The sequence below is a fragment of the Pseudomonas sp. PS01299 genome (genome assembly GCF_029960145.1).
Classification (GTDB): domain Bacteria; phylum Pseudomonadota; class Gammaproteobacteria; order Pseudomonadales; family Pseudomonadaceae; genus Aquipseudomonas; species Aquipseudomonas putida_A.
This window is the reverse complement of sequence record NZ_JASCPO010000192.1, coordinates 1-11,377: the sequence shown is the minus strand read 5'-3', so window position 1 is coordinate 11,377 and position 11,377 is coordinate 1. Positions and strand designations below refer to the sequence as shown.

Annotated in this window: 13 protein-coding genes; 8 read left to right on the top strand and 5 right to left on the bottom strand. The window is 61.4% G+C overall.

The window, feature by feature from the left end:
- Positions 1-79: 79 nt before the first annotated feature.
- Both QMX91_RS24085 and QMX91_RS24080 read right to left on the bottom strand, forming a co-directional pair.
- A complete protein-coding gene (locus QMX91_RS24085) occupies positions 80-673 on the bottom strand; it encodes a DTW domain-containing protein (protein WP_223009335.1) in 594 nt (197 codons plus the stop codon).
- 5 nt (positions 674-678) lie between these two features.
- Positions 679-1,572, bottom strand: a complete 894-nt coding sequence (locus tag QMX91_RS24080; protein WP_007956593.1) for a LysR family transcriptional regulator — start codon at positions 1,570-1,572, stop codon at positions 679-681.
- A gap of 392 nt (positions 1,573-1,964) precedes the next feature.
- Here QMX91_RS24080 and speB point away from each other — a divergent pair, with 392 nt between their 5' ends.
- From speB to QMX91_RS24050, 6 genes are all read left to right on the top strand, one after another.
- Positions 1,965-2,915, top strand: a complete 951-nt coding sequence (gene speB, locus QMX91_RS24075) for an agmatinase (RefSeq protein ID WP_003222717.1) — start codon at positions 1,965-1,967, stop codon at positions 2,913-2,915.
- Positions 2,916-2,925: 10 nt separating this feature from the next.
- Positions 2,926-3,348: a nuclear transport factor 2 family protein gene (locus QMX91_RS24070; protein ID WP_098967755.1), complete on the top strand. Its 423-nt coding sequence runs from the start codon at positions 2,926-2,928 to the stop codon at positions 3,346-3,348.
- A gap of 56 nt (positions 3,349-3,404) precedes the next feature.
- Positions 3,405-4,907 carry a cytosine permease gene (locus QMX91_RS24065; RefSeq protein ID WP_282413491.1) on the top strand — a complete coding sequence of 501 codons (1,503 nt, stop codon included), beginning with the start codon at positions 3,405-3,407 and terminating at the stop codon, positions 4,905-4,907.
- Between the two features lie 154 nt (positions 4,908-5,061).
- Positions 5,062-6,441: a sodium:solute symporter gene (locus QMX91_RS24060; protein ID WP_282413490.1), complete on the top strand. Its 1,380-nt coding sequence runs from the start codon at positions 5,062-5,064 to the stop codon at positions 6,439-6,441.
- Between the two features lie 86 nt (positions 6,442-6,527).
- Positions 6,528-7,253 (top strand): MBL fold metallo-hydrolase, encoded by a 726-nt coding sequence (locus QMX91_RS24055; RefSeq protein ID WP_098967752.1) that lies wholly within the window; start codon positions 6,528-6,530, stop codon positions 7,251-7,253.
- A gap of 42 nt (positions 7,254-7,295) precedes the next feature.
- Positions 7,296-7,556, top strand: coding sequence for a phosphopantetheine-containing protein (locus tag QMX91_RS24050; RefSeq protein WP_098967751.1), 261 nt, complete (start codon positions 7,296-7,298; stop codon positions 7,554-7,556).
- 281 nt (positions 7,557-7,837) lie between these two features.
- Here QMX91_RS24050 and QMX91_RS24045 read toward each other — a convergent pair whose 3' ends face one another.
- Together QMX91_RS24045 and QMX91_RS24040 are read right to left on the bottom strand one after the other, a co-directional pair.
- A complete protein-coding gene (locus tag QMX91_RS24045; RefSeq protein ID WP_003184145.1) occupies positions 7,838-7,966 on the bottom strand; it encodes a PA1414 family protein in 129 nt (42 codons plus the stop codon).
- Between the two features lie 142 nt (positions 7,967-8,108).
- Positions 8,109-9,002, bottom strand: coding sequence for a LysR family transcriptional regulator (locus QMX91_RS24040; protein WP_098967749.1), 894 nt, complete (start codon positions 9,000-9,002; stop codon positions 8,109-8,111).
- A gap of 104 nt (positions 9,003-9,106) precedes the next feature.
- Between QMX91_RS24040 and QMX91_RS24035 the strand changes: the two genes are divergently transcribed.
- Positions 9,107-10,288 (top strand): MFS transporter, encoded by a 1,182-nt coding sequence (locus QMX91_RS24035; protein ID WP_134785699.1) that lies wholly within the window; start codon positions 9,107-9,109, stop codon positions 10,286-10,288.
- Here the strand turns inward: QMX91_RS24035 and QMX91_RS24030 are convergent.
- Positions 10,233-11,165 (bottom strand): DMT family transporter, encoded by a 933-nt coding sequence (locus tag QMX91_RS24030; RefSeq protein ID WP_098967746.1) that lies wholly within the window; start codon positions 11,163-11,165, stop codon positions 10,233-10,235. The two genes, QMX91_RS24035 and QMX91_RS24030, sit on opposite strands and share 56 nt — an antisense overlap.
- 24 nt (positions 11,166-11,189) lie before the next feature.
- On the opposite strand from QMX91_RS24030, the gene QMX91_RS24025 reads away from it, so the two are divergent.
- The coding region (locus tag QMX91_RS24025) for a hypothetical protein (RefSeq protein WP_282413489.1) at positions 11,190-11,377 on the top strand (188 nt) is incomplete at its 3' end.

Below are 11,377 nucleotides of genomic sequence, written 5' to 3'. Positions count from 1 at the left end.
AGCAAGCCCGCTCCCACATTTGGAATGCATTCCCCTGTGGGAGCGGGCTTGCTCGCGAAGAGGCCCGCACCAACACCCATTATTTTGAATGATTACGCTGAAAAACCTCCTCCCCCATCGCCGCAATCTGCCCCTCGATCAACGCCTCGAACGGTTTGAGCAACGGCGCAAACGTGGTCGGCGCTTCCAGAGTTTCCAGCGCCTGCACAATCGCCTCGATGGTCGACAACGCCCCCGGCCCCGGTGCCTTGCGCAACCGGTAGCGCGACACCCCGCCCTGCGCCAGCGTCACCCGCGGCAGCGCTGCCAGCAGCGGGTTGAGATGAAGCATCTTGCGCGCCTTGCGCCAGGTGCCATCCGGCACCACCAGCAACAACGGTTCAGCGGATTCACGGTAGGCCTGCAGCGGCTGCGCATCGTCAGCGGGAAACAGCAACCGCGCCTGATACCCCGGCCGATTGAGCAGCGTCGGCAGATCCTCGAACACTTCACCGACAATCAACTCGGCATTGGTCAAACCCAGCGCTGCCAGTCGCGCGGTGTTGAGCGCGTGATTGACCTCGCTCGGATGCTGCAACAGCAACACCCGGGTGCGGCTGTCGAGGTTCGGGATCAGCGGGCACAGGCAATGGGTTTGGGGGCGCAGGCAGCGCGGGCATTGCGGTCTGGACATAGTCTTTACGCCTGATTCAACTGCGCTTTGAGCAGATCACGGAAAGTCTGGATCAGCGGCTCGCGGCTGCGGCCACGACGCATGATCATCGAGAATGGCGCCTGATAACCGAAGGTCGCCGGCAGCAACACGCGCAGGTCGCCCTTGTCGGCCCAGGCCTGAGCGTAGTGCTCCGGCAGGTAACCGATGTAGGCGCCGGAGAGCACCAGAATCAGTTGCGCCTCCATACTTTCCACAGTCGCCGCGCTGTGTTTGAAACCGTGCCGTGCCAGCTCGGCCTGGCTCCAGTAACCACGGCCGACCATGCGTTGCTGAGTGATGACCTGCTCGGGGATCCGCCGCTCGTTGAACAGCGGATGCCGGCTGCTGCAATACAGCCAGTGCTGCTCGCGGTACAGCGGCATGTACACCAGACCGCTCATGCGCGTGGAAAACGCACCGATGGCCAGATCGAGTCGATTGTCCTGCACGCCGAGTTGCAGTTCGTACGGGCTCATCACCGACAGATGCAAATGCACCGCCGGGTGTTCCTGACTGTAGGCGCCAATGGCCTCGGCGAACGGCAAGGCCTTGTCGCTGACGGTGGAGTCGATCACCCCGAGGTTGAGCGTACCGCGCAGTTCGCCCTTGAGCGCCGCGGCGTATTGCTCGAAACCTTCGAGTTCGGCGAGCAGGCGCAGGGTTTCCTGATGGAACAGCTCGCCCTTGCTGGTCAGGCTGAATCCACCGCGTCCGCGATGGCACAGCACCAGACCGAGCGCCGCTTCGAGCTGGCTCATGTAAGTGCTGATCGCCGAGGTCGACAGGTTGAGTTCCTGCTGCGCATTGGCAAAACCCTGATGGCGAACCACGCTGACGAAGATGCGCAATAGTTTCAGGTCGGGTAAAGCGTTGGCCATGTCTACTCCGGGCTTTGGAACTGCGTTGTCTGTTGCACCCCTCACCCCAGCCCTCTCCCCGAGGGAGAGGGAGCTGATCTCCAGGGCTTTCAAATCCTGAGTTCGACTCGATTTTTCAGGTCGATGCAGATTCCGCTGACAACTCTGTCGGCCCCCTCTCCCTCCGGGAGAGGGTTGGGGTGAGGGCAGCAATGTTCAGCCAGGCATGAATCCCGAAACCGCAGAGTCTAATCCGCCCGCCCTCATTAGTTTAGAAAAATCTGAACTAAGTTTTTGCCCGTAGCGATTCTTCCCCGCCACTACATTTCGCAGAATCGGCCCCACAGCGGCGTCCGAACCTGTGCTCAACGGTGCGCCGACATAAATAAAACAAAGACGATGAGGCCCTACCCGTGGACAAGATTCTTCACCAACCACTGGGCGGTAACGAAATGCCGCGCTTCGGCGGCATCGCCACCATGCTCCGACTTCCCCATGTACCGACCGCTGCCGGCCTGGACGCTGCCTTCGTTGGCGTGCCACTGGACATCGGTACTTCGCTGCGCCCCGGCACCCGCTTCGGGCCGCGCGACATCCGCACCGAATCGGTGATGATCCGCCCGTACAACATGGCCACCGGCGCCGCGCCGTTCGACTCGCTGTCGGTCGCCGACATCGGTGACGTGGCGATCAACACCTTCAACCTGCTCGACGCCGTGCGCATCATCGAAGAAGCCTACGACAACATCCTCGAGCACAACGTGATCCCGATGACCCTGGGTGGCGACCACACCATCACCCTGCCGATCCTACGTGCCATCCATAAAAAGCACGGCAAGGTCGGTCTGGTGCACATCGATGCCCACGCTGACGTCAACGATCACATGTTCGGCGAGAAGATTGCCCACGGCACGACCTTCCGTCGCGCCGTCGAAGAAGGTCTGCTGGACTGCGACCGCGTGGTGCAGATTGGTTTGCGCGCACAGGGCTACACCGCTGACGACTTCAACTGGAGCCGCGATCAGGGCTTCCGCGTCGTACAAGCCGAAGAATGCTGGCACAAGTCGCTGGCGCCGCTGATGGCCGAAGTGCGCGAGAAAGTCGGCGGCGGCCCGGTGTACCTGAGTTTCGACATCGACGGTATCGACCCGGCCTGGGCGCCCGGCACCGGCACCCCGGAAATCGGGGGTCTGACGACCATTCAGGCGATTGAAATCGTTCGCGGCTGTCAGGGCCTCGACCTGATCGGCTGCGATCTGGTAGAAGTCTCGCCCGCTTACGACACCACCGGCAACACCTCGCTGCTGGCCGCCAACCTGCTGTACGAAATGCTCTGCGTACTGCCTGGCGTGGTCCACCGCTGAGGGTTCGGCCATGAACGAACGTGATCAGGTGTTGAAAGCGGCTGCCGATCTGGTGTCCGCCTTCGCTCGTAACGATCGCGAAGCTTATTTCGGCGCGTTCAGCGCCGATGCAAGTTTCGTGTTTTACACCCTCGAACAGCCGCTGCTGTCGCGCGATGCCTATCAGGCCTTGTGGGACAGCTGGCGCGCCGAGGATGGCTTTGAAGTGTTGTCGTGCACTTCGAGCAACGCCTTCGTCAGCCTGCAAGGTGACGTGGCGGTGTTTATCCATGACGTGGCCACCGAGCTGCGCATGCAAGGGGAGCAACATTTCAGCCAGGAGCGCGAGACGATTGTTTTCAAGAAACAAGCGTCGAGCCTAAAACAACAAGGCCATTGGCTGGCCTGCCACGAACATTTGTCCGCAATGCCGGAAGGGCTGCCATCCCCTTAGCCAAACAGGTGACGCCTCACACACGATGAGGCGCGCCTTTATGATCGGAGCAGATCATGAATAACAACAACAACGACCAAAGCCTTACGCAAATTGAAACCCACGGGGTCGAACAGATCCCGGACCACGAACGCACCGCAGGCCCGACGGACTTGTTCCGGATGATCTTCGGTGGTTCCAATACCTTTGCCACCGCCGTGCTCGGCAGTTTCCCGGTGCTGTTCGGTCTGTCGTTTCAGGCCGGTGTCTGGGCGATTGTGTCGGGCGTGCTGCTCGGCTCGCTGATCCTCGCCCCGATGGGCCTGTTCGGCCCGCTCAACGGCACCAACAATGCCGTGTCCTCGGGTGCTCACTTCGGCGTGCACGGGCGGATCGTCGGTTCGTTCCTGTCGCTGTTGACCGCCATCGCATTTTTCTCGCTCTCGGTGTGGAGTTCGGGGGATGCGTTGATCGGGGGTGCGAAACGCCTGATCGGTCTGCCGGAAACCGACCTGACCCTGGGCCTGGCCTACGGCCTGTTCGCGATTCTGGTGCTGACCGTGTGCATCTACGGCTTCCGCTTTCTGCTGTGGGTGAACAAGATCGCGGTGTGGAGCGCCAGCCTGTTGTTCCTGCTGGGCATCTTCGCCTTCGCCGGTCCTTTCGACGTCAACTACGCCGGCACGGTGAACCTCGGTCAACCGGGCTTCTGGGCGGCGTTCATCGGCGCGGCGCTGGTCGCGATGAGCAACCCGATCTCGTTCGGTGCGTTCCTCGGCGACTGGTCGCGCTACATTCCGCGTGACACCTCCAAGCAGCGGATCATGGCCGCTGTGGTGCTGTCGCAGATCGCCACGTTCATCCCGTTCCTGTTCGGCCTGAGCACCGCGACCATCGTCGCGATCAAGGCGCCGGACTACATCGCGGCGAACAACTATGTGGGCGGCCTGCTGGCGGTATCGCCGAGCTGGTTCTTCCTGCCGGTGTGCCTGATTGCGGTGATCGGCGGCATGTCCACCGGCACCACCTCGCTGTATGGCACCGGGCTGGACATGTCCAGCGTGTTCCCACGGGTGCTGTCGCGGGTCAAGGCAACGTTGCTGATCGGCGTGCTATCGATTGCCTTCATCTTCATCGGGCGCTTTGGGGCGAACCTGGTGCAGAGCGTGTCGACCTTCGCCGTGCTGATCATCACCTGCACCACCCCGTGGATGGTGATCATGATCATCGGCCTGCTGGTGCGCCGCGGCTTCTACTGCCCGGATGACCTGCAGGTGTTCACTCGCGGCGAGCAAGGCGGACGCTACTGGTTCAACCACGGCTGGAACTGGCGTGGCCTGGGCGCATGGATCCCGAGCGCGGCGGTCGGCCTGTGCTTCGTCAACCTGCCGGGGCAGTTCGTCGGCCCGCTGGGTGAGTTGGCCGGCGGCATCGACATCAGCCTGCCGGTGACTCTGGGCCTGGCCTCGGTGGTGTACCTGACGCTGCTGAGCCTGTTCCCGGAACCGCGGGAGGTGTTCGGGCCCAAGGATGCACGCCGCAAAGCCGCAGAAACACCTGAACTGCGCCAGGCCGCCTGACGCAAATCCCCTGTGGGAGCGGGCTTGCTCGCGAAGACGGCGGCACATCCAACATTGATGTGACTGACCCAAAGCATTCGCGAGCAAGCCCGCTCCCACAAGGGCAAATCGAATTCAGCCTCACCATAAAAAAGACAATCGGAGACACGCCATCATGGCTTTGGATTTATTCGTCGTCCTCATCTACGCCGCCGGCATGCTGTTGCTCGGCTACTACGGCATGCGCAAGGCCAAGACCAACGAGGACTTTCTGGTCGCCGGGCGTAACCTGGGCCCAAGCCTGTACATGGGCACCATGGCCGCGACCGTACTGGGTGGTGCGTCCACCGTCGGCACCGTGCGCCTGGGTTACGTGCACGGCATCTCCGGTTTCTGGCTGTGTGCGGCGCTGGGTTGCGGCATCGTCGCGCTGAACCTGTTTCTCGCCAAACCGCTGCTGAAACTGAAGATCTACACCGTTACCCAGGTGCTGGAAAAACGCTATAACCCGATGGCCCGCTCGGCAAGCGCGGCGATCATGCTGGCCTACGCGCTGATGATCGGCGTGACCTCGATCCTGGCGATCGGCACCGTGCTGCAAGTGCTGTTCGGCCTGCCATTCTGGATCTCGGTACTGCTCGGCGGTGGCGTGGTGGTGATCTACTCGGCGATCGGCGGCATGTGGTCGCTGACCCTGACCGACATCGTCCAGTTCATCATCAAGACCGTGGGCCTGATGTTCATCCTGTTGCCGATCTGCCTGTACCGCGTCGGCGGCTGGGACGAACTGGTGCTGAAGCTGCCGGCAGCGGCGTTCAACTTCACCACCATCGGTTGGGACACGATCATCACCTACTTCATGATCTACTTCTTCGGCATCCTGATCGGTCAAGACATCTGGCAACGGGTGTTCACCGTCAAGACCGCCAAAGTCGCCCAGTACGCCGGCAGCATCGCCGGTATCTACTGCATCCTCTACGGTCTGGCCTGCGCGCTGATCGGCATGGCCGCTCACGTACTGATCCCGGATCTGGACAACGTCAACAACGCCTTCGCCGCCATCGTCAAACTGTCGCTGCCGGACGGCATCCGTGGTCTGGTGATCGCTGCGGCTCTGGCGGCGATGATGTCCACCGCCAGCGCCGGCCTGCTGGCTGCTGCCACCACGCTGACCGAAGACCTGCTGCCGAAACTGCGTGGCGGCAAACAGTCGAGCCTGGCGATCAACCGCCTGTTCACCTTGCTCACCGGTGTCGTGGTGCTGGGCATCGCGCTGGTGGTGAATGACGTGATCAGCGCCCTGACCCTGGCCTACAACCTGCTGGTGGGCGGCATGCTGATTCCGCTGATCGGTGCGATCTTCTGGAAACGTGCGACCACCGCCGGCGCCATCGCCAGCATGGGCCTGGGCTTTGCTACCGCGCTGCTGTTCATGTTCAAGGATGGTCTGGATGCCAACACGCCGATCTACTACAGCCTGGCTGTGGGGCTGGTGAGTTTTGTGGTGGTCAGCCTGGTCTCCCCTCGCCCGGCGACTTTGGCGAGTGCGATCTAAGCTCTGATGTAACGACTTGATGCTTTCTTCGACGGGTGTGGCGTCGGTTGCCACACCCGTTTTTTTACGTCTGGAGAAAATGGCTTATGAAGATCGTTTCGCGCGATCAGTGGTTCGAAGTTCAGCACTTGAGCGACGGCATCCGGTTGATCCATGAGCCGTATATCCGCCCGTTCTACCGCTGCAATTTGTGGCACGTGCAGGGGCGCGACAAAGACTTGTTGCTCGACAGCGGCTCGGGGCTGGTCAGCCTGCGCGAGCAGTTACCGTGGATTACCGAGCGGCCATTGGTGGCGGTGGCCAGTCATTGCCACTTCGACCACATTGCCGGGCATCACGAATTCGCCGAGCGCCTGGTGCATCCTGCCGAGGCCGACATCCTCGCCGCGCCGGACGGCGAGAATGACCTGAGCCGGGCCTTCGTCGGCGACGACATGTTCGAGGCGCACCCGGATTGCCCGCTGTGCTACGCCGAATACCGGGTCAAGGCCGCGCCGGCCACCGGTTTTGTCGAGGATGGCGATGTGCTGGATCTGGGCAACCGCACCCTGCAAGTGCTGCACACGCCGGGGCATTCGCCGGGTGGCATCAGCCTGTATGAGGCGGCCACCGAAACGTTATTCAGCGGCGACATCATTTACGACGGGCCGTTGATCGAGGACGCCTACCACTCCAATCTGCAGGATTACGCCGCCAGTCTGCGACGCTTGCAGGCGCTGCCGATCCGCACCGTGCATGGCGGGCATTTCGGCAGTTTTTCCGGCGGGCATTTGCGTTCGATGATTGACGAATGGTTGCGTCGACACGCTTGAGGCCTGCTGTAATCAGTCAAAACAACAACGAAATCATCTGCCATGAGAAGAGCTGCCGTGCGTGCTGCCGTGCACCGATACATTCGGCGCCTGCTGGAATCCCGCGAATTCAACGACGACACCAGTCTGGTGCAGTTAGGGCTGGAGAAGGCAGATATCGAAGATCTGATATTTCATCTGGAAGATGAGTTCGGACTGACGGCGTTCACGGCCGAAGAGGATCACATACTCAAGACCGCGAAGACCGCGAATGACCTGAGTCGATTTCTGCTGGAGATCGGGCGACACGGAGAAGGGTTATAAATACAGCACTCGTGTTGCTGGAGCGCCCTGTGGCGAGGGGATTTAGCGAAACGTCGCACCGCCCCGATGGGTTGCGCAGCAGCCCTGAAGTCAGTAATCGTAATCTCGCGGGTTAAACCAAATTGAATAGTTTTTTTGGACTGCTTCGCAGCCCATCGGGGCGGTGCGACGTTTCGCTAAATCCCCTCGCTACAAAAGCAAAAGATCGCAGCCTTCGGCAGCTCCTACACTTTTCTGTAGGAGCTGCCGAAGGCTGCGATCTTTTGATCTTTAATCAGGCACTACCGCCGGCGAGGCTGACGCCGGCGCTGTTCGTCATCGGTGCGGATCGGTACGGGTTGCAGAGGCGGTTCGATCAAGCCGAGGGCAACACCCAAATCGTGCAGCCAGTTCTGAATTTTCTCTTTCATCGTCATGCCCCCTTCAGGGTAGTGCTGAGCGGCCGGAATTCTGAGGCCGCTTCGCACTGATAATAGTCCGAAGTCCTACGCAATGCTCGGCCAAATCCGCAATGATCTGTTACTGAATTGAACAGAATTACGGTTGGTTGGTTCACGCCGTCTGCCGGGTTTCACTCGATGCCACGGAATAGAGCGCTTGCTGCTGTTCAATCCAGGCATTGAGGTTGGCCCCGACCATGCCCTTGCGCCACATGAGCCATGTTGTCGCACTGGCAAACGGTTCGGCCAACGGGTGCACTGCAACGCTCTCGCGCCCCGGCAGACTGGCGAGCATCGACTCCGACATTAATGCCACACCGCTGCCGGCAATCACGCAGGCGAGCATGCCCTGATACGACTCGATCTCCATCGCCCGGCCCATCGCCGCCTGATAGTGAACGAACCACGCCTCCAGCCGCGCGCGGTAGGCGCAACCATGACGAAAGGTGAATACCGCCCTGCCCTCGACCTCCTTGGCGCTGCGGATTGGCGGATGGTCGGCTTCGCTGATCAGCACAAGACGCTCGTCGCACAGCGGCACGCCGTCGATCCCGGCGAGTTGCGGCGGGCCGTCCACCAGCGCCGCATCGAGGCGCCCGGAGACCAGGCCTTCGAGCAATTCGCCGCTGGGTCCGGACTGCACTTGCAGATTCACCGCCGGGTATTGCTTGTGATAGCGCGCCAGCAACGCCGGCAAATGGATCGCCGCGGTGCTGTACAGCGTGCCGAGGACAAAATCCCCGGCCGGCTGCCCGCCCATCACCGCCGCACTGGCCTGATCGCGCAAAGCGAACAGCTTGCCAGTGTAGTCCAGCAGGACTTTTCCCGCAGGCGATAACTGCAAACGCTGACGCTCACGAACGAAAAGTTCGACGCCCAATTGCTCTTCCAGCTGTTTGAGCCGGGTCGACAGGTTGGACGGCACTCGGTGCAGGCGTTCTGCTGCGCGGGTGATCGAACCTTCCTCGGCGACTGCCTGAAAGATCCGCAACTGGCTGAACTCCACGACCTTTCTCCATAACAGAACAAGTTACTCACTATTATTCAATTTTAAAGAAAGTCAATCGCTTCTAGCCTGACGGTCATTGCTCCTTCAAAGGAATCCCGACCATGTCGCCACTGATTCGCTTATCCGCCTGTTTCGTCGCCCTGATGATGGCCATGGGCATCGGGCGTTTCGCCCTCACCCCGCAATTGCCGCACTTGCTCAGCGAAGGCCAGGTCGACCTGACGGCCGCCGGTCTGATTGCTGCGGCCAACTACCTCGGTTACCTGCTGGGCGCGGTGGACGCGATGTTCGCCCACCGTCCGCAGCAAGTGCAGCGCCGGTTGCATGGCGGTTTGTGGCTGTGTGTGCTGCTGACCCTGGCATCGTTCTGGGCCAACGGCTTCTGGGCGCATTTGCTGCTGCGCTTCGGTACCGGGGTGGCGAGTGCCTGGGTGTTGGTGATGATCACCGCATTGAGTCAGCCGCTGGCAGCGGCGGCAGGCCGGCCACGGCTGGGGGCACTGGTATTTGCCGGTCCCGGACTGGGAATTTTTCTGACCGGGCTGCTGGCACTGTTCTCACATCTGCTGAATCAGACCTCTGCCACCTTGTGGCTGATCTATGCCGCCGTGGCGCTGGTGATGTTGCTGGGGATCGTGCGGATCCTGCCGCAACCGGGCGTGCACACACCGGTCGCCACCCTCAACGTCAACCATTCGAATCGCGGCATCCCGCGACTGGCGGCGGTGTATGCGTTATATGGCGTGGGTTACATCATCCCGGCCACGTTTCTCTCGCAAATGGCCAACGCGCAATTTCACGGGCAATGGCAGGCCGACCTGTTCTGGCCGTGCTTCGGTCTTGGTGCGGCGATTGGCGTGCTGTTGGTGAGCCTGCGTCGCCATGATCCGAACACCACACGGCACTGGCTGACCGCCACCCTGTGGTTGCAGGCGCTCGGGGTCTTCGCCTGTCTGTTGGGCAGTGGTTATGGCTTGGCGCTGGGGGTGGTGTTGTGCGGCATGCCGTTCCTGGCCTGCATGCAACTGGTGATGCAACGTTCGCGAGAACTGGCGCCGCACACAACTCAGCGCAACGCCGGACTGCTGACCGCATGCTTCGCCGTCGGCCAGCTCAGCGGCCCGTTACTGGCGGCGCTGAGCAGCCATTTCAGCGGTGGTCTGCAACCGGCGCTGATCATTGCCGGCAGCGGTCTGCTGATTGCCGGCGGGCTTGCGCTGCAATCGGTCAGTGCTGGCCGAGGGCTTTGCGCAAACGCCGACGCACCCACTGCTCAGCGCTGACAAAGGTAATGCCAAGCAACACCAGCACCGCGCCGATGACGAAGTTCACGCTCAACTCTTCACCAAGCAGCACCACGCCGAACGTGACGCCGAACAACGGCGTCATGAACGAAAACACCGCCAGATTGGCCGCCAGATAGCGGCGCAGCAGCCAGAACCAGGTCAGGTAACTGAAGAACGACACCACCAGGCCCTGGAACAGCACGCTGGCCACCGCCACGCTGGTCAGGCTGACGTGAGTGATCTGGCCGCTGAACAGCGCGATCAACAGCAGGCCGACGAAGCCGACGATCAATTGATAAAACAAGGTCAAGGTCACCGGCGCTTCCGATAGCCGCGAAGCGCGCACCACCACAGTGGTCGCGCCCCAGCAGGCACCGGCAATGACCCCGAACGCATCGCCCAGCAGCATGCGCCGGTCGAGGTTATCCCACGACACGCCGCCGGCGAAGGCAATGGCGATACCGACGAAGGCGAGCAGAATTCCCAGCCATTGCAAAGGCCGCAGGCGTTCACTGGCCAACAGAAAATGCACGCCGAGCGCGGTGAAAATCGGCGCGGTGTAGAGGAACACCGACATGTGCGCGGCGGTAGTCAGTTGCAGACCTTCGGCGATGAAGAAGAACTCCAGACCGAACAGCGCACCGGCCAGCAGCCCTCCACGCCAGGTGTTGCCGACCTGATCCCAGCCGCCCTTCCAGCACAGCAGCAAACCCACCAGCAACGCGGAAATCCCCGAACGCCCGGCCGCCTGCATCACCGGCGCGATGTCGGGCGCGGCCCACTTGATCATCACTTGCTGCACGCCCCAGATCAGGCAGAGGCCGATCATCACCTGCAAGGCAAACCCATCGGCATTGCGCCGCTCGACACTCACCGCAACACCTCAAACACACACAACATGGCAGCCGTCCACTGGTCAAAAATCTGTGTCGGGGATTATCAATCACTCGGGCAAAAAAAGCCGTCTGAAAAAGACTTTGTCTGCGTCAGTAACGTCAGCGGTGAATGGTTGTCGGCTGCGCCGCCATTCGCGAGCAAGCTCGCTCCCACAGTCGACCGCATTCCCCCTGTGGGAGCGGGCTTGCT

Bases quoted from the DNA above. Each gene is read 5' to 3' on its own strand.
- QMX91_RS24035 (WP_134785699.1), top strand. From the start codon at position 9,107: ATGTCGCCACTGATTCGCTTATCCGCCTGTTTCGTCGCCCTGATGATG.
- QMX91_RS24080 (WP_007956593.1), bottom strand. From the start codon at position 1,572: ATGGCCAACGCTTTACCCGACCTGAAACTATTGCGCATCTTCGTCAGC.
- QMX91_RS24070 (WP_098967755.1), top strand. From the start codon at position 2,926: ATGAACGAACGTGATCAGGTGTTGAAAGCGGCTGCCGATCTGGTGTCC.
- QMX91_RS24045 (WP_003184145.1), bottom strand. From the start codon at position 7,966: ATGAAAGAGAAAATTCAGAACTGGCTGCACGATTTGGGTGTTGCCCTC.
- QMX91_RS24055 (WP_098967752.1), top strand. From the start codon at position 6,528: ATGAAGATCGTTTCGCGCGATCAGTGGTTCGAAGTTCAGCACTTGAGC.
- QMX91_RS24060 (WP_282413490.1), top strand. From the start codon at position 5,062: ATGGCTTTGGATTTATTCGTCGTCCTCATCTACGCCGCCGGCATGCTG.
- QMX91_RS24085 (WP_223009335.1), bottom strand. From the start codon at position 673: ATGTCCAGACCGCAATGCCCGCGCTGCCTGCGCCCCCAAACCCATTGC.
- QMX91_RS24050 (WP_098967751.1), top strand. From the start codon at position 7,296: ATGAGAAGAGCTGCCGTGCGTGCTGCCGTGCACCGATACATTCGGCGC.
- QMX91_RS24065 (WP_282413491.1), top strand. From the start codon at position 3,405: ATGAATAACAACAACAACGACCAAAGCCTTACGCAAATTGAAACCCAC.